We start from the raw sequence: 17,723 nt of genomic DNA on the forward strand, positions 1-17,723 counted from the left end.
GTTACAGCGTGTGCAGTCAGTTGTACTGGGTCACCAGTTTGGTATTCAGGTACGCCTCGATGGCCTCGGTGCCGCCTTCAGAACCGTAACCGGAGTCCTTGATCCCGCCGAATGGCACTTCCGGCAGGCCGATCCCCTGATGGTTGATCGACAGCATGCCAGCCTCGATGTAGGTGCTGAGCGCCTGAGCGGTTTTCATCGACGTGGTGAAGGCATAAGACGCCAGACCGAACGGCACGCGGTTGGACTCGGCGATCGCCTCTTCTACAGTGTCGAACGGCACCAGCAATGCGACAGGGCCGAACGGTTCTTCGTTCATGATGCGCATTCCCGGCGTCAAACCGCTCAAGACGGTGGGCTCGAAGAAGTAGCCAGGCCCGGCGACGGCTTTACCACCGGCGGACAGGGTTGCACCGGATTTGACGGCGTCATCGATCAGGTCCACCAGCGCCGGGATGCGACGCTCATTGGCGACCGGGCCCATGGTCGTGGTGCTTTCCAGCCCGTTGCCGACCTTGATTTCCCGGGTCAGCCCGACAAAGCGCTCGGTGAACGCGTCCAGCACCTTGCGCTGCACCAGAATACGTGTCGGCGACACACACACCTGCCCGGCGTTGCGGAACTTGGCGGTAGCCAGTACGCGCGCAGCCAGATCCAGGTCGGCGTCTTCGAACACCAGTGCCGGCGCGTGGCCGCCCAACTCCATGGTCGCCCGTTTCATGTGCTGACCCGCCAGCGCGGCGAGTTGCTTGCCTACCGGCGTAGATCCGGTAAATGTCACCTTGCGGATCACCGGGTGCGGGATCAGATAGCCGGAAATTTCCGCAGGATCCCCGTAAACCAGACCGATGACTCCGGCAGGCACACCGGCGTCGGCGAATGCGCGAATCAGCTCGGCAGGCGATCCCGGGGTTTCTTCCGGCGCCTTGACGATGATCGAACAACCGGCAGCCAGCGCCGACGACAGCTTGCGCACCACCTGGTTGATCGGGAAATTCCAGGGCGTGAAGGCGGCAACCGGGCCTACCGGCTCCTTCACGACCTTCTGCTCGATGGCGACGCCTCGCGACGGTACGATACGGCCGTAGCTGCGACGGCCCTCTTCCGCCAGCCATTCGATGATATCAGCGGCGGACATGGCTTCCATGCGCGCTTCGGCCAGCGGTTTGCCCTGCTCTTGCGTCATGATCCGTGCGATGGCATCAGCACGTTCGCGAACCAGATTGGCGGCTTTTTGCATGATCTTGTAGCGGTCGTAGGCCGAAGTGTTGCGCCACTCGGCGAAACCACGTTCGGCGGCAGCCAGCGCCTCGTCCAGATCATTGATGCCTGCGTGCGCCACAGTGCCGAGCGACTCGCCAGTGGCCGGATTGATAACCGAAATCGTGCGGCCGTCGCGGCTTGCGCGCCATTGGCCGTCTATATAAAGCTGTACGTCAGGGTACATGGCAACTCTCCATGGGTCGTTGCGAAGGAGCGCGAAAGCGTACGCTCGAAGAAAAGCTGACCGAAATTTAGGGGTATATATCCCTAATCGTCAAGCGGCTTCGTGAAAGCGCTCGGGTCAGCACGCTTGGCCAGTCTGCCTGACCGAATGGCAAGAACATGTGAAAAGCGGAAAATCTGAGGAAAACGCTGCTTGCCATTCAGGCGACGTCGGCTTCGACGCCGCCTTTGGGCCAGTTACAGAATCGGCTTGCCGCCCGTCACGCCGTAGCGTGTTCCGGAGATGTAACTCGCCTCGTCGGAAGCCAGCAGCACGTAGATGGGGGACACTTCAACCGGCTGGCCTGGACGTCCCAGCGGTGTCTCGCTGCCGAAGTTGGACGCTTCGTCTTCCGGCATGGTCGAGACGATCAGCGGTGTCCAGATCGGCCCGGGCGCCACACTGTTCACCCGAATGCCTTTCTCGCCCAGCAATTGCGCAAGGCCGCCGGTGAAGTTGGCGATCGCCCCTTTAGTGGTGGCATAGGGCAACAGCGTGGCCTTGGGCATGTCAGAGTTGACCGAGCTGGTATTGATGATCGAACTGCCGCGTCCCATGTGGGGAACCGCAGCTTTGCAGATACGAAACATCGCGGTGATGTTGATATCGAACGTCTTCAGCCATTCCTCATCGGTGATTTCTTCGAGCGTTTCATGGCTCATCTGGAACGCAGCGTTATTGACCAGCACGTCGATGCGCCCGAACTCCTCGACCGTCTTGCTGACGATGTCTTCGCACTGCTGCTTCTGGGCCAGATCGCCGGGCAGCAACAGACATTTTCTGCCGGCCTCCTCCACCCAGCGCGCGGTTTCCTGTGCATCTTCATGCTCATCCAGATACGAAATGGCAACCTGAGCGCCCTCCCGTGCGAAGGCGATGGCGACGGCACGACCAATGCCGCTGTCGGCACCGGTGATCAAGGCAATCTTGTCCTGCAGGCGTCCCGAACCGGTGTAGCTCTGCTCGCCACAGTCGGGATACGGGTCCATGCGGCCCTGCTCACCCGGTACATTCTGCGGCTGTTTAGGAAATGGGGGTTTCGGGTAGTTTTCGAAGTCTTTCATGTTCACGTCTCCTTAAGGATGAGGCCCCGGTCATTTAAGACGCGGGGCAATCGACTGAATGGCGCAATCAGGCCGCAGGCTTGAGCACCACTTTGGTCCAGCCGTCATCACGGTCATCGAAATGCTTATAGGCGTCCGGGCCTTCAGTCAGTTTCAAACGATGGGAAATGATTTGCGAAGGCGTAGCGCGGCCGTGGTGGATAAGTTCTGCAAGGCGACGGTTATAAGCCTTGACGTTGGCCTGACCGGTACGGATCTGCTGCCCTTTGAACCAGAACGCACCGAAATCGAAGGCCATCTTGCCTTCCTTGGCCAGCTCGTTGTGGGCACCCGGATCCTGCGGCACGAATACGCCCACGACGCCGATTCCGCCGGTGGGCTTGGTCGAGGCCACCAGGTTGTTCATGGTCAGATGGTTGGCTTCGTGACCATGTCGGTCGCAGCATTGATAGCCGACGCATTCGCAGCCGCGGTCCGTGCCCTTGCCATGCGTCAGATTGAGAATCTGCTCGACGGCTTCCTGTTCTGCGGAGTTGATCGGCGTCGCGCCCATCTTCGCGGCCAGGGCCAGGCGATCCGGATGACTGTCGACGACAAACACCTGTGACGCGCCTTTGATCATGGCCGAGTGCGCAGCCATCAGACCGACGGGACCTGCACCGTAGATCGCGACACTTTCGCCAGGCAACAGGCCAGCCAGCTCAGTGGCATGCCAGCCAGTGGGAAAGATGTCAGAAAGCATGACGTAGTCGTCTTCCTTCTCGACGGCATCTTCCGGCAGCAACAGGCAGTTGAAATCTGCATATGGGACACGCAGCAGTTCAGCCTGCCCGCCTTCGTAAGTGCCCATATCGGCAAAACCATAGGCACCGCCAGCGCTACCCGGATTGACGGTCAGGCAGTAGCCGGTCAGTCCTTTCTCACAGTTCTCACAAAACCCGCAGCCGATGTTGAACGGCAGACAAACCCGGTCACCCACCTTGATGCGGTCGACGCCTGCGCCGACGGCGATCACTTCACCCAGGTTTTCGTGGCCGAAGATCCGTCCGGTTTCAAACGATGTGCGGCCCTCGTACATGTGTAGATCGGAGCCGCAGATATTGGTGGTGGTCACTCTGACAAGAGCATCGGTGGGCTTCTCGACCTTCGCGTCCGGTACGTTCTTGACGCTGACGTCACGCGGGCCGTTATAGACGATGGCTTTCATTCGTGGCTCTCCTGAAGTGAAAAAAATACGTTGGGCAATTCATTGCTCACCGAGTATCTGTCACGACATGAACGCCTGTGTTCAAAGCGATGGTCCGCAGACCTGACGAATGGTCGTGAAGGCCATCCGCCAGCTCTCGCCCGCCATGCACGCGCCTGCCCGAAGAAAAACGCTTGCACGTACAATCTTATGGTATACCATCATACGAAATACAAAACTGCTCGTATCAGGAGTTCTGCATGAGCTTTGAAATTCGCAAGATCGTCAATTACACCGAAGAAACCTTCATCGAAGGTGGCAAGGCCGCTAACACACCAGTGACCATGGTCGGGCTGGCGGTAGTGATCAAGAACCCGTGGCTGGGTCGTGGATTCGTCGAAGACCTGAAGCCAGAGATTCGCGCCAATTGCTCGGATCTGGGCGAGCTGATGGTCAGGCGGCTGACCGATGCCATCGGCGATGCCGACAGGATCGAAGCCTACGGCAAGGCCGCAGTGGTGGGTGCCGACGGCGAGATCGAACATGCTTCGGCCGTCATTCACACCCTGCGCTTCGGCAACCATTACCGCGAAGCGGTCAAGGCCAAGAGCTACCTGAGTTTTACCAACAAGCGCGGCGGACCGGGCACTTCCATCCAGATCCCGATGATGCACAAGGATGATGAAGGCCTGCGCTCTCACTACATCACCCTGGAAATGCACATCGAGGACTCGCCACGTGCCGACGAAATCGTCGTCGTACTGGGCGCGGCCAACGGCGGACGCCTGCATCCGCGCATCGGCAATCGCTACATCGACCTGGAAGAACTGGCCTCCGAAAAGGCGCAGTGATCTCAGTCATCCATGTCTGCGCAGGAGCGATCCATGAGCCAGCTCACCGCTGAATGCACCCCGGCGGGTACCAGTTATCTGGCCGCCGGCCAAGGCCACACCGTGGTGTTGATTCACGGAGTGGGCCTGAACAAGGAAATGTGGGGCGGCCAGATCGTCGGGCTTGCGCCGAACTATCAAGTGATTGCCTACGACATGCTCGGTCACGGGGCCAGTCCGCGACCCGATCCGGATACCGGGCTGCCTGGCTACGCCGAACAATTGCATGAGCTAATGGAACACCTGGGGCTGGCGCAGGCCACCCTGATCGGCTTCTCCATGGGAGGGCTTGTGGCTCGCGCCTTTGCGCTGCATTTTCCGCAGCATCTATCCAGCCTGATCATCCTCAACAGCGTATTCAACCGCAGCCCGGAACAGCGCGCAGGCGTCATTGCCCGCACCAGCCAGGCCGCCGCGCACGGACCGGACGCCAACGCGGCCGAGGCGCTGTCACGCTGGTTCAGCCTTGAATACCAGGCCGCCAACCCCGCTCAGATCGCAGCCATCCGCCAGCATCTGGCAAGCAACGACCCACAGGGTTACCTGACTGCATACAAGCTGTTCGCCACGCAGGATATGTACCGCGCCGAGGATCTTGGCGATATTCGAGCACCGACGCTGATCGCCACTGGCGAGCTGGACCCTGGCTCCACCCCTGAAATGGCCCATGAACTGGCCAAGCGTATCAAGGGCGCGCAAGTGGTGATCCTGCCGGAACAACGCCATATGATGCCGGTGGAATCGCCGCGCCTTGTCAATCAGGTGCTGCTGGACTTTCTCGACAAGTCCGTGTCCGCTCACCTTTCACTCAAGGGGATCGTTGCATGAGCCTCACCCGTTTTCAGATGTGCATTGACGGCCTTTGGGTCGACGCGCTGTCAGGCAAGACTTTCGACAGTTTCAACCCGGCGCTGGCCCAGCCCTGGGCGCAATTGCCCGACGCTGACGAGGCGGACGTGGAGCGTGCGGTACAAGCGGCCCGGAAAGCCTTCGAAAGTCCGGCGTGGCGGGGACTGAGCGCAACGGCTCGCGGCAAATTGTTGCGCCGTCTGGGCGACCTGATTGCCCAGAACAAGGAACAACTGGCGCAACTGGAGAGCCGCGACAACGGCAAACTGATCCGTGAAACCCGTGGTCAGGTCAGCTATCTGCCGGAATTCTTTCACTACACCGCAGGGCTGGCCGACAAGCTCGAAGGCGGCACCCTGCCCCTCGACAAGCCCGATCTGTTCGCCTACACGGTGCACGAACCGATGGGCGTGGTGGTCGGCATCATTCCATGGAACAGTCCGCTGTACCTGACAGCGATCAAGCTGGCACCTGCACTGGCGGCGGGCAATACGATCGTGCTCAAGCCGTCCGAGCATGCGTCGGCAACGGTGCTCGAACTGGCGCGGCTGGCGCTGGAGGCCGGTATTCCGCCCGGCGTGGTAAACGTGATCACCGGCTACGGCCCGACCACGGGCGCGGCACTGACCCGCCATCCGCTGGTGCGCAAAATCGCCTTCACCGGCGGCGCTGCCACGGCACGGCATGTGGTGCGCAGCAGCGCGGAAAACTTCGCGAAACTTTCGCTGGAGCTGGGCGGCAAGTCGCCCAACATCATTTTTGCCGACGCCGATCTGGACAGCGCCATCAATGGCGCGGTGGCCGGTATCTATGCCGCGTCCGGTCAGAGCTGCGTGTCGGGTTCACGATTGCTGGTGCAAGACGAGATCTACGACGAATTCGTCGAACGCCTCGCCGAACGCGCCAGCCGGATCCGTATTGGCAATCCGCTGGATGAAACCAGCGAAATGGGCCCGATGGCCACTGCCCAACAGTTGGCGGTGGTCGAAGAACTGGTCGCCGATGCGCTGGCTGAAGGCGCACGCCTCAAACTGGGTGGCAAGCGGCCGGAACTTCCAAGCCAAGGCTGGTTCTACGAGCCGACCCTGTTCGAATGCGACCGCAACTCGATGACAATCATGCAGGAAGAAGTGTTCGGCCCTGTGGCCTCGGTGATTCGTTTCAAGGACGAAGCAGAGGCGCTGGCGATTGCCAACGATTCCCGGTTTGGCCTGGCTGCCGGCATCTGGACACGTGACCTGGGTCGCGCTCACCGACTGGCGCGTGATATCCGTTCCGGGATCATCTGGGTCAACACCTACCGTGCGGTATCGGCCATGGCCCCTATCGGCGGTTTCAAAAACAGCGGCTATGGCCGCGAGAGCGGGATAGACTCCGTGCTGGCCTATACCGAACTGAAAACGGTATGGATCAATCTTTCGCAGGCGCCCATGCCTGATCCATTTGTCATGCGTTAACGAGGCCGCTGCGATGATCGAACCCGGTATTTATAAAGAAGTCATGGCGTCGTTTCCTTCCGGCGTCACTATCGTCACCGCACTGGACCCGGAGGGCAATCTGGTGGGCATTACCGCCAGCGCATTCAGCGCATTGTCCATCGACCCGGCGCTGGTGCTGTTCTGCCCCAACTATGCCTCGGACACCTACCCGGTGCTGCGCGATGGCAAGAAATTCGCCATTCATCTGCTCTCGGCCGACCAGCAGGCCGAGGCTTACGCCTTCGCCAGCAAAGGCAAGGACAAGACCAAAGGGATCGAGTGGCATCTGAGCGAACTGGGTAACCCGCTGCTGAACAACGCCACGGCGATTATCGAGTGTGAGCTGTGGCGCGAGTACGACGGCGGCGACCACGCGATCATCGTCGGTGCGGTAAAAAACCTGATTCTGCCGGCAACGCCCGTCACGCCGATGGTGTATCACCGCGGCAAAATGGGTGCGCTTCCCGCGCTGGTCTGAGTCGGCCGGGGCGGTTTTGGTGGATGCGGGCAACGCCGTGATAAACTCGGCCGCGACCCGGTTTACACGTCCGGGCCATGCAGCAGCCCGACTCAATGTCGGGCTGCCGACATGAACGCGGTCCTCATGCAAAGGCCGTGTTTTTATCTGACAGCCCCATTTCGAGCACTCCCGATGAAACGCCTGCCACTCGACGATAACTTCAAGGTCAACCGCAATCCCGTTACCCTGCGGGAAATCGTGCTGGACAAGCTGCGCAGCGCGATCATGAACTTCCAGCTGTTGCCGGGAGATCGTCTGGTCGAGCGGGATCTGTGTGATCGTCTGGGTGTGAGCCGCACATCGGTGCGCGAGGCACTGCGTCACCTTGAGTCGGAGGGGCTGGTGGAGTTCGCCGATGCCAAGGGACCGCGAGTGGCCATCATCACGCTGGCAGATGCCTGCGACATCTATGAATTGCGCTGCGTACTGGAAGGACTGATCGTTCAACTGTTCACCCTGCGTGCGAAGCCTAAAGACATCAAGGCGCTGGAAAAAGCCCTGCAAGTCAACCGCCAGTCGCTCAAGGAAGGCGAGTTGCAGCAGGTCATCGATTCGGTCCAGGGCTTTTACGATGTGCTGCTAGAAGGCTCAGGTAACCACGTCGCGGCCACGCAGCTGCGCCAGTTGCAGGCGCGTATCAGCTACCTGCGCGCGACCTCGGTTTCGCAGGAAAACCGCCGCGGCGACAGCAACAAGGAGATGGAGCTGATGGTTGAAGCGATCAAGAGCGGCGACCCGCTGGCCGCGCATCAGGCTTCGGTCGATCACGTGCGCAACGCCGCCCGCGTGGCCCTTGAATACCTAAAATCCAAACAGGATGACGACGCCGCGGTCCGTGAGATCGTGGCGCCAGTGGCCCTGAAAGAACCCCGTATAGGTCGGTGAAATGGGCCTGCCGCGCTTCTGCCCCCAATGTGGCAGCGCTGATCTCGATCAGCGCATCCCGGCAGGCGACACCCATGCCCGGCTGATGTGCGGGGGTTGCCAGTATATCCACTACGTCAATCCCAAGATCATCGCCGGCTGCATCATCGAGCAGCAGGGCAAATACCTGCTGTGCCAGCGTGCCATCCCGCCACGCCCCGGCACGTGGACCCTGCCCGCAGGCTTCATGGAAAGCGGCGAAACCACCGAGCAGGCAGCGTTGCGCGAAGTCTGGGAGGAAAGCGGCGTCCGCGCCGAGATTCTCTCGCCCTACTCGATTTTCAGCGTGCCGCAGATCAGCGAGGTGTACATCATCTTCCGCGCCATCGCGCTGGAAATCACCGGTCAATTCGGTCCTGAAACCCTCGCCTGTACATTCTTCGCGCCAGAAGACATACCGTGGGACAGCATCTACTACCCCGCTATCCGCCAGATTCTGGAACGCTACATCGAAGAACGGCAAGCCGGCGTTTACGGTCTCTACATCGGTAACGACGACACCGGAAAAGTGCACTTCATCCGCTGAAAGCAGCCTGCCAGACAATGTCCCGGCACCGCCACATACCCTTGATCGTCGTGACTCAACGCAACCGCGCCATGGTCAGTGCATCCACCATCACGCCGTCACGCACTGCGTACTGACGTAGCAGCCCCTCGCTTTCAAAACCGTATTTCTCATACAAGCCAATGGCAGGCTGGTTATCGGCGTAGACCGTCAACTCGACGCGGCGCAGGTTCATCCAATTGTCGGCGACCTCAAGCGCGGCGGTCAGCAGTTTCGAACCGACGCCCTTGCGGTGCCAGGACGGGGTCACAACCATGCCGATACCGCCGACGTGGGTCTGACGAATACGTGAATATTGCTCAAGTCCGATATGACCGATCACCTCACTGCCCTGCAACGCCACCAACTTTATCTGCCGCTCATGGCTGGCAGCCAGACGTTTGCGCCAGACCTCGATCGACTGATAGGGCATCTGCAACACCTGACGGCAAACGACAGGGTCGTTGTAAAGCGCGGTGAGGCTTTCCAGATGGGTCTCGGCCAGGCACTGAATGACAATCGTCGGAGCGGGGGCATGCACTGTGTTTAGTCCGTTAATACAGGTGAGCGCACAGTCTAGAACGCACTGAATGCATGTTACCAGCCCCGCCCCTTGCGGTTGGCTACTCCACGCCTTCGACAATCACGATATCGGCCCTGGACGCGCCCTGCCGATGACTCATTGCGTTCTGATATTCGGGCGACTGATAGCAGGCGATGGCCTGCGCGTAGGATTCGAACTCGATCACCACGGTGCGCTGCGCTGCCGCCCTGCCTTCAAGCGCTTCGCAGCGGCCGCCGCGGGCCAGAAATTTACCGCCGAACAACTCGAAGGCGGCTGGCGCGCGCTGGGTATATTCGCTGTACTGCTGAGGATCGGTCACGTCGACCTGTGCAATCCAATACGCGCTCATCATGATCTCGCTGTTTCAATGATAGGTAATCTGTGAAATATTCTGTCTTATGGTATACCACGATTCACGCAATCAAAATACCGGGGGTGCAGGCATGGCATTTGATCGAATCGAAAACATCATTGAAGATTTTCGCCATGGCAGGATGGTCCTGCTGGTCGACGACGAAGACCGTGAGAACGAGGGTGATCTGCTGCTGGCCGCCGACTGTTGCACGCCCGAGTCGATCAGCTTCATGGCGCGTGAAGCTCGCGGGCTGATCTGTCTGACACTGACCGACGAACACTGCCAGCGCCTCGGACTGGAGCAGATGGTGCCGAGCAACGGCAGCGTTTTCGCTACGGCCTTCACCGTCTCGATCGAAGCCGCCAACGGGGTCACGACAGGCATCAGCGCGGCGGACCGTGCGCGCACCGTGCAGGCGGCGGTGAATCCGCAGGCCGTTCCCGACGATCTGGTGCAGCCAGGCCATATTTTTCCGTTGCGGGCTCGCGAAGGTGGCGTATTGACTCGTGCCGGGCACACCGAAGCAGGTTGCGACCTGGCGCGCCTGGCCGGCCTGACCCCCTCCGCGGTGATCGTCGAAGTCATGAACGATGACGGGAGCATGGCGCGCCGCCCGGATCTGGAGCGCTTTGCCGAGAAGCATGGCATCCGCATCGGCACCATTGCCGACCTGATCCACTACCGACTCAGCACCGAACATACCATCGTCAGAATTGGCGAGCGCGAACTGCCCACGGTACATGGCACGTTCAGATTGTTCAGCTACGAAGACCGCATTGAAGGCGGCGTACACATGGCGATGATGATGGGCGATATTCGCCGCGACGACCCCACGCTGGTCCGTGTGCATGTGGTCGACCCGCTCCGTGATCTGGTGGGCGCCGAGTACACGGGGCCGGCCAACTGGACACTCTGGGCAGCGCTTCAGAGGGTCGCCGATGAAGGCCGCGGCATCGTGGTGGTGCTGGCCAGCCACGAATCATCGCAGGCCTTGCTTGAGCGCATTCCGCACCTGACCCGGCCGCCACGCCAGTACACCCGTTCGCAATCGCGAATCTATTCGGAAGTCGGCACCGGCGCGCAGATATTGCAGGACCTGGGCGTGGGCAAGTTGCGGCATCTTGGCCCGCCTCTGAAATATGCGGGCCTCACAGGCTACGACCTGGAGGTGGTTGAAAGCATTCCGTTTAGAGGCTGATCCCGTTAGCAGGCAGCGCCGTGACTGCCGGCGCCTGCGCGGCCTTCACGCATATGAAAGCACCGCATCTGCGAAGAAAAAAGCCGCCACGGGGCGGCCAGGTGACAGGCAAACCTCTTGCACAAAGCTTGGAATACCATAATATGACATTCCACAGCCATGTCGTTTTTTCGGATTTCCTCGACCTGAGACAGCATCAGTAAAAGCCTCAGACAGACGACTGGTTTCAACGGCCCATTGGACCTACTGCTCCCGAATACGCGGGCACGAAAGCCCGCTCAAAACACAACAAATGAGGGCGTGAAAATGGTGTTGAACAAACGTGCAACGGCGATCCTGGCGGCTGGTGTGCTGGCTCTCTCCAGCGCTGCCACCCTGGCCGCCGAAAGCGTCAACTTCGTCAGTTGGGGCGGGTCGACTCAAGACGCCCAGAAACAGGCCTGGGCCGCTCCGTTCGCCAAATCCAGCGGCATTACCGTTGTGCAGGACGGACCGACGGACTACGGCAAGCTCAAGGCGATGGTCGAAAGCGGCAACGTGCAGTGGGATGTGGTGGATGTCGAAGCCGATTTCGCACTGCGCGCTGCTGCCGAAGGCTTGCTGGAGCCACTGGACTTCAACACCATCAAACGTGACCGGATCGATCCTCGCTTCGTTTCCGACCACGGCGTCGGCTCATTCTTTTTCTCGTTCGTGCTTGGCTATAACGAAGATAAGCTGGGCAGCAAAAAGCCTGTCGACTGGACCGCCATTTTCGACACCAAGACCTACCCCGGCAAACGCGCCCTGTACAAATGGCCAAGCCCCGGCGTACTGGAACTTGCGCTGCTGGCCGACGGCGTGGCCGCCGACAAGCTCTACCCGCTGGATCTGGACCGTGCATTCAAGAAGCTCGACACCATCAAGAAAGACATCGTCTGGTGGGGCGGCGGCGCGCAATCGCAGCAACTGCTGGCCTCCGGCGAAGCGTCGATGGGGCAAATGTGGAACGGCCGTGTCTACGCGCTGCAACAGGACGGCGCGCCAGTAGGCGTGAGCTGGAAGCAGAACCTGGTCATGGCCGACTTCCTCGTGGTGCCAAAAGGCGCAAAGAACAAAGAGGCGGCGATGAAGTTGATTGCCGCGGCGACCAGCCCCAAGGGCCAGGCCGACTTCTCCAACCTGAGCGCCTACGCGCCGGTGAACCTGGACAGCATAGAGCGTCTTGACAAGGCACTCGCGTCGAACTTGCCGACTGCCTACGCCAACGACCAAATCACTCTCGACTTCGCATACTGGGCCAAGAACGGTCCGGATATCGCGACACGGTGGAACGAATGGCTGGTCAAGTAAAAATGACGGCTGTTGCATCAGGTCAATCCCACCCGGCCAGAGGTGCTTCAGGCATCTCCGGTACGGCTTCAGGCAAGGCGCCACGCATGCAGCCAACCCCTTCTCTGACACAACGCTGGCGCGGCAGCCGCAACCTGATCCCCGCACTGCTGTTTCTAGGCCTGTTCTTCTTCGCGCCGCTGATCGGTCTACTGCTTCGAGGCGTGCTGGAGCCAGCACCGGGCCTGGGCAACTACGAACAACTGTTCGCCAATTCGGCCTATTCGCGCGTGTTGCTCAACACCTTCTCGGTCGCGGGTCTGGTCACCCTGTTCAGCCTGTTGTTGGGCTTTCCGCTGGCCTGGGTGATCACACTGGTGCCGCGCGGCTGGGGCCGCTGGATATTCAACATCGTACTGCTGTCGATGTGGACCAGCCTGTTGGCCCGCACCTATTCGTGGCTGGTGTTGCTGCAGGCCTCGGGCGTGATCAACAAGGCGCTGATGGCGATGGGCGTCATCGATCAGCCGCTTGAGATGGTACACAACCTGACCGGCGTGGTGATCGGCATGAGTTACATCATGATCCCGTTCATCGTCCTGCCGCTGCAGGCGACCATGCAGGCCATCGACCCGATGGTGCTGCAGGCCGGCTCGATCTGCGGCGCCAGCCCCTGGACCAACTTTTTCCGGGTGTTTCTGCCGCTGTGCCGTCCGGGGCTGTTTTCCGGCGGCCTGATGGTGTTCGTGATGTCGCTGGGTTACTACGTCACCCCCGCTCTGCTGGGCGGTGCGCAGAACATGATGCTGCCCGAGTTCATCGTCCAGCAGGTGCAATCCTTCCTCAACTGGGGACTGGCCAGTGCCGCAGCCGCGTTGCTGATCGTGATCACCCTGGTGCTGTTCTACTTCTATCTCAAGCTCCAGCCGGAATCTGCGGTCGGTGCCAGCAACGGGAGGTAAGCCGCCATGCTCCTGACACCCAATGCCATGAGTCTTCGTCTGCGCTCGGGGCTGTACCTGACCACCGGGCTGATTGCACTGTTCCTGTTATTGCCGATCCTGTTCATCGTTCTGCTGTCGTTCGGCTCGTCCCAGTGGCTGGTTTTCCCGCCGCCGGGCTGGACATTCAAGTGGTATCAACAGTTCTTCTCCAACCCTGAGTGGATGGACGCGGCGATGTCCAGCTTCAAGGTAGCGATCCTCACCACGATCTGCGCCGTGGCGTTGGGGCTGCCGACCGCCTTTGCCCTGGTGCGCGGCACGTTTCCCGGCAGGGACGTGCTGTACGGTATTTTCACTCTGCCAATGATCGTGCCGCTGGTGATCATCGCAGTGGCGGTGTACGCGCTGTTCCTCAAGTTCGGCTATACCGGCACACTGTTTTCGTTCGTGGTCAGCCACGTGATCGTCGCGCTGCCGTTCACCATCATTTCCATCATCAATTCACTGAAACTGTTCGATCAGTCGATCGAAGATGCGGCGGTGATCTGCGGTGCATCGCGCTTGCAGGCCATCTACAAGGTCACCTTCCCCGGCATTCGCCCGGGCATGATGGCCGGCGCGCTGTTCGCGTTTCTGGTGTCGTGGGACGAAGTGGTGCTGAGCGTGATGATGGCCAGCCCGACCCTGCAAACCCTTCCCGTCAAAATGTGGACCACGTTGCGTCAGGACCTGACCCCGGTCATCGCCGTCGCCTCGACACTGTTGATCGCCCTGTCGGTGGTGGTCATGTTCATCGCCGCGACCCTGCGTCGCCGCAACGAAGCCAGGAGTGCCTCATGAGTGCCGTGATCAAAGACCTCGCCCGCCCCGATCAGCAACCCCTGGTCAGCCTGTGTAACCTCAACAAGCACTATGGCGATTTTGCGGCTGTCGACGACATCTCGCTGGACATCCAGAACGGTGAATTCCTGACGTTTCTGGGTTCCAGCGGTTCGGGAAAGAGCACCACGCTGTCAATGCTTGCCGGGTTTGAAACGCCCAGCTCGGGCGAGATTCTGGTGGACGGCCAGTCGCTGGTGAATGTGCCGCCGCACAAACGTGATATCGGCATGGTGTTCCAGCGCTATTCGCTGTTTCCGCACCTGAGCGTGCGCGACAACATCGCCTTCCCGCTGGCCATCCGCAAGTTGCCGGCGGCGGAGCGGGAGAAACGCGTCGACGCCATGCTCAAGCTGGTGCAACTCGAGGCCTTCGCCCATCGCCGCCCTTCGCAGCTTTCGGGTGGCCAGCAACAGCGCGTGGCCATCGCCCGGGCGTTGGTCTACGAACCGCGCATTCTGCTGATGGATGAACCGCTGGGCGCACTGGACAAAAAGCTGCGTGAAGACCTGCAAGATGAACTGCGCCAACTGCATCGTCGTTTGGGCATCACCATCGTTTATGTCACCCATGACCAGGAAGAAGCCATGCGCTTGTCGCAACGTATCGCGATTTTCAGCCACGGCAAGATCGTCGGCCTGGGCACCGGCTATGACCTGTACCAGAACCCGCCCAGTGCTTTTGTCGCCTCGTTTTTGGGCAACTCCAACTTCTTGAGGCTCAAGTCGCAGGGCAACGCCGTGGCCATCTTCGAAGGCGAGCCACTGGCGATCCGTCTGACCACGGGCCTCAAGACCGATCAGAATATTCTGGCCATGATCCGCCCGGAAAAGGCCCAGGCACTGAGTCTGTCGCAGGCATCGACCACGGCACTGGAGCCTGGCTGGAACGAAGTCAACGCCACCGTCACCGAGGTGCTGTTTCTGGGCGAAAGTCAGACCTGCTCGGTGGTCACGGCGGGCGGCACGGCGATGACCGTCAAAGCCCTGTCCGCGACCGGCATGCCGATGCAGGCTGGAGAAGCGGTGAAAGTACGCTGGACCGCGGCGGATGCGTGCATCTACACCCAATGGACCAACGGCGACCTGAACAAAGCCGCCGGAGCACACTGACCGCTCAGCCCTGAAGCGACACCCATTCTGGGAAGCGGACGCGTCCACAAATGCCGGGGTTCGACCGACTCGTCGTCAGGAGTGCATGGTTTTTTTCGCGGACAAGCCCCCACGGCCCTGAATGGCGGACCGCTTTTGTAGGAGTGGACTTGTCCACGAATGCCGGGCTTCGGCCGACTCATCGTCAGGAATGTATAGACTTTTTCGCGGACAAGTCCCACACAGTCCGCTCACACAGTCCGCTTTCTCGAGCATGCGTCTGGCACTGAATTGTTCTTGGGATAGCAGTCTCAAAGCGGTTTCGGGAGTGCATCGGCCTGGTGCAGGATGAAATAGTCGCGCAGGAACTCCACCGTGACCCGCACCTTGGCCGAACGCATCAGCGGCGAGGTGTACACCGCCCAGATGTCGGCATCCTGACGATAATCGGTCAATACCTGCACCAGCCGCCCCTCGGCCAGATCGGCACGCACATCCCAAAGCGAGCGCAGCAACACACCTCGCCCATCCAGGCACCATTGACGGGCGATTTCCCCATGGTTGGTCGACAGACTGCCGGTGACTTTCACGGTCTCAGCGCCCTGTGGCCCGCCCAAATGCCAGATGCCGAACGGCCGGTCGCGTTCCTTGATGACCAAGCAATCATGGTTGGCCAGTTCCGCCAGGCTCATGGGCGTGCCGCATCGCGCCAGGTACGCAGGACTGGCACACAACACCCGCCAGTTGCTCGCCAGATGCCGGGCGCGCAGATGCGGCGCGATTTCATTGCCGACGCGGATGTCCAGATCAACGCCCTCCTCGATCAGGTCGATCAATCGGTCCTGAATATCCAGCCGCACATCGAGTTTCGGAAAGCGCGCCGCCAGTTCCGACAACGCCGGAGCCACGAACCGACGGCCGAAGCCCTGACTGCTGACGACGCGCAACAAGCCGCTGGGCTCATCGTGCAGGGCCGCGACTTCGTCGCCCATTTGCTGCACCGATTCCAGAATGCCCTTGGCCCACTCATAGACCCGCTCGCCGTCCTCGGTGATCGACACCTGGCGCGTTGACCGATGCAGAAGCACTACGCCCATGTTCTGTTCCAGCAGGCGAATGCGTTTGCTGACATAAGCGGCTGACATGCCCAGTTCACTGGCGGCTCCCACGAAGCTGGATCGGCGCGCAACATGAATGAATACGTTGAGGTCGTCGAGGCTGGGATAATTATTCACGAAACGTGTTCCTTGAATGCATTAACCGACTGATTATCTTTGCATCGTGTGCTTATAGCATAGGGCTCTTGAGCAACCCAGCCATCGAGAGAGCTTTGCCATGAACAACAAAAAATTTCGCATTGCCGCCATCGCCGGGGACGGTATCGGCCAGGAAGTGCTGCCGGAAGGCGTGCGAGTCGTCCAGGCGGCGGCTGCGCGTCACGGCATCGAACTTGAATTCGACTATTTCGAGTGGGCCAGCTGCGACTATTACCTGGAGCACGGCAAGATGATGCCGGACGACTGGTTCGAACAGCTCAAGGGCTTCGACTCTATATTCTTCGGCGCCGTCGGCTGGCCGGACAAGGTGCCAGACCATATTTCTCTGTGGGGCTCGCTGCTCAAGTTTCGGCGTGAATTCGACCAGTACGCCAACATCCGACCGGTCCGGCTGTTCCCAGGCGTGCCGTGCCCGCTGGCTAACCGCAAGCCCGGCGACATCGACTTCATCGTGGTGCGGGAAAATACTGAGGGCGAGTACTCGTCGCTGGGCGGCATCATGTTCGAAAACACCGAAAACGAATTCGTCCTGCAGGAATCGGTGTTCACCCGGCGTGGCGTCGACCGCATTCTCAAGTACGCCTTCGAGCTGGCCACCAAGCGCGAGCGCAAACATGTTACCTCCGCCACGAAATCCAATGGCATGGCGATCAGCATGCCGTACTGGGACAAACGCACCGAAGCCATGGCCAGCCAATACCCGGCAATCAGTTGGGACCGGCAACACATCGACATCCTCTGCGCGCGTTTCGTGCTGCAACCCGAGCGCTTCGATGTGGTGGTGGCGTCCAACCTGTTCGGCGACATCCTCAGCGACCTGGGGCCTGCCTGTGCGGGCACCATTGGTATTGCGCCGTCGGCCAACCTCAACCCGGAGCGGCTTTTCCCCTCCCTGTTCGAGCCGGTACACGGTTCGGCACCGGACATCTTTGGCAAGAACATCGCCAACCCGATTGCCATGATCTGGTCGGGTGCGCTGATGCTGGAATTTCTCGGTCAGGGCGACGAGCGCTTCACCACGGCTCACGACGAAATTGTCAGCGCCATCGAGCAGGTAATAGCCAGCGGTGACGTCACCCCGGACCTGGGCGGCCAATGCTCCACCCAGGCGGTTGGGCAGACCATTGCCGACCGTCTCTCAAAGGCGTGACGCCGTGCGCCG

Annotated in this window: 18 protein-coding genes; 12 read left to right on the plus strand and 6 right to left on the minus strand. The window is 60.4% G+C overall.

Going from position 1 to position 17,723, the window contains the following annotated elements; translation table 11 throughout:
• Positions 1-16: 16 nt before the first annotated feature.
• The 3 genes from BZK31_RS00850 to BZK31_RS00860 all read right to left on the minus strand — a co-directional run bounded on the left by BZK31_RS00850 (position 17) and on the right by BZK31_RS00860 (position 3,757).
• Complete coding sequence (locus BZK31_RS00850) at positions 17-1,447, minus strand: NAD-dependent succinate-semialdehyde dehydrogenase (RefSeq protein WP_083180862.1); 1,431 nt, start codon at positions 1,445-1,447, stop codon at positions 17-19.
• A gap of 236 nt (positions 1,448-1,683) precedes the next feature.
• Positions 1,684-2,550 (minus strand): SDR family oxidoreductase, encoded by an 867-nt coding sequence (locus BZK31_RS00855; protein ID WP_083180863.1) that lies wholly within the window; start codon positions 2,548-2,550, stop codon positions 1,684-1,686.
• Positions 2,551-2,617: 67 nt separating this feature from the next.
• Positions 2,618-3,757 (minus strand): glutathione-independent formaldehyde dehydrogenase, encoded by a 1,140-nt coding sequence (locus tag BZK31_RS00860; RefSeq protein WP_083180864.1) that lies wholly within the window; start codon positions 3,755-3,757, stop codon positions 2,618-2,620.
• A 239-nt stretch (positions 3,758-3,996) separates the two neighbouring features.
• Here BZK31_RS00860 and BZK31_RS00865 point away from each other — a divergent pair, with 239 nt between their 5' ends.
• The 6 genes from BZK31_RS00865 (at position 3,997) to BZK31_RS00890 (ending at position 8,923) form a co-directional block, all read left to right on the plus strand.
• Entirely contained in the window at positions 3,997-4,587 is a 591-nt protein-coding gene (locus BZK31_RS00865) for an amino acid synthesis family protein (protein WP_083180865.1), read from the plus strand.
• Positions 4,588-4,620: 33 nt separating this feature from the next.
• The gene (locus tag BZK31_RS00870) at positions 4,621-5,454 is read left to right on the plus strand and encodes an alpha/beta fold hydrolase (RefSeq protein WP_083180866.1); all 834 of its coding nucleotides are present in this window, start codon (positions 4,621-4,623) and stop codon (positions 5,452-5,454) included.
• On the plus strand, positions 5,451-6,932 hold the full coding sequence (locus BZK31_RS00875) for an aldehyde dehydrogenase (protein WP_083180867.1): 1,482 nt from the start codon (positions 5,451-5,453) through the stop codon (positions 6,930-6,932). The genes BZK31_RS00870 and BZK31_RS00875 overlap by 4 nt, the downstream gene beginning before the upstream one ends.
• 13 nt (positions 6,933-6,945) lie before the next feature.
• Positions 6,946-7,431 carry a flavin reductase family protein gene (locus BZK31_RS00880; protein ID WP_083180868.1) on the plus strand — a complete coding sequence of 162 codons (486 nt, stop codon included), beginning with the start codon at positions 6,946-6,948 and terminating at the stop codon, positions 7,429-7,431.
• A 174-nt stretch (positions 7,432-7,605) separates the two neighbouring features.
• On the plus strand, positions 7,606-8,358 hold the full coding sequence (locus BZK31_RS00885) for a GntR family transcriptional regulator (RefSeq protein WP_083180869.1): 753 nt from the start codon (positions 7,606-7,608) through the stop codon (positions 8,356-8,358).
• A gap of 1 nt (position 8,359) precedes the next feature.
• The gene (locus BZK31_RS00890; RefSeq protein WP_083180870.1) at positions 8,360-8,923 is read left to right on the plus strand and encodes an NUDIX hydrolase; all 564 of its coding nucleotides are present in this window, start codon (positions 8,360-8,362) and stop codon (positions 8,921-8,923) included.
• 55 nt (positions 8,924-8,978) lie between these two features.
• On the opposite strand, the gene BZK31_RS00895 is transcribed toward BZK31_RS00890, so the two are convergent.
• Complete coding sequence (locus tag BZK31_RS00895; protein ID WP_083180871.1) at positions 8,979-9,482, minus strand: GNAT family N-acetyltransferase; 504 nt, start codon at positions 9,480-9,482, stop codon at positions 8,979-8,981.
• Between the two features lie 82 nt (positions 9,483-9,564).
• Positions 9,565-9,855 carry a DUF1330 domain-containing protein gene (locus tag BZK31_RS00900; RefSeq protein ID WP_083180966.1) on the minus strand — a complete coding sequence of 97 codons (291 nt, stop codon included), beginning with the start codon at positions 9,853-9,855 and terminating at the stop codon, positions 9,565-9,567.
• 94 nt (positions 9,856-9,949) lie between these two features.
• On the opposite strand from BZK31_RS00900, the gene ribBA reads away from it, so the two are divergent.
• The 5 genes from ribBA (at position 9,950) to BZK31_RS00925 (ending at position 15,305) form a co-directional block, all read left to right on the plus strand.
• On the plus strand, positions 9,950-11,059 hold the full coding sequence (gene ribBA / locus BZK31_RS00905) for a bifunctional 3,4-dihydroxy-2-butanone-4-phosphate synthase/GTP cyclohydrolase II (RefSeq protein WP_083180967.1): 1,110 nt from the start codon (positions 9,950-9,952) through the stop codon (positions 11,057-11,059).
• A gap of 306 nt (positions 11,060-11,365) precedes the next feature.
• On the plus strand, positions 11,366-12,391 hold the full coding sequence (locus tag BZK31_RS00910) for an ABC transporter substrate-binding protein (RefSeq protein ID WP_083180872.1): 1,026 nt from the start codon (positions 11,366-11,368) through the stop codon (positions 12,389-12,391).
• Positions 12,376-13,332 (plus strand): ABC transporter permease, encoded by a 957-nt coding sequence (locus BZK31_RS00915; protein WP_083180873.1) that lies wholly within the window; start codon positions 12,376-12,378, stop codon positions 13,330-13,332. The genes BZK31_RS00910 and BZK31_RS00915 overlap by 16 nt, the downstream gene beginning before the upstream one ends.
• Positions 13,333-13,338: 6 nt before the next feature.
• A complete protein-coding gene (locus BZK31_RS00920) occupies positions 13,339-14,154 on the plus strand; it encodes an ABC transporter permease (RefSeq protein ID WP_083180874.1) in 816 nt (271 codons plus the stop codon).
• On the plus strand, positions 14,151-15,305 hold the full coding sequence (locus tag BZK31_RS00925; RefSeq protein WP_083180875.1) for an ABC transporter ATP-binding protein: 1,155 nt from the start codon (positions 14,151-14,153) through the stop codon (positions 15,303-15,305). Before BZK31_RS00920 ends, BZK31_RS00925 begins: the two co-directional genes overlap by 4 nt.
• Before the next feature lie 290 nt (positions 15,306-15,595).
• Here the strand turns inward: BZK31_RS00925 and BZK31_RS00930 are convergent, their stop codons facing one another.
• A complete protein-coding gene (locus BZK31_RS00930; protein ID WP_083180876.1) occupies positions 15,596-16,519 on the minus strand; it encodes a LysR substrate-binding domain-containing protein in 924 nt (307 codons plus the stop codon).
• Positions 16,520-16,619: 100 nt separating this feature from the next.
• On the opposite strand from BZK31_RS00930, the gene BZK31_RS00935 reads away from it, so the two are divergent.
• Entirely contained in the window at positions 16,620-17,711 is a 1,092-nt protein-coding gene (locus BZK31_RS00935) for a tartrate dehydrogenase (RefSeq protein ID WP_083180877.1), read from the plus strand.
• The last annotated feature ends 12 nt before the right edge of the window (positions 17,712-17,723 follow it).

Origin of the sequence: Pseudomonas floridensis (assembly GCF_002087235.1) — a bacterium.
GTDB classification, from domain to species: Bacteria; Pseudomonadota; Gammaproteobacteria; order Pseudomonadales; family Pseudomonadaceae; genus Aquipseudomonas; species Aquipseudomonas floridensis.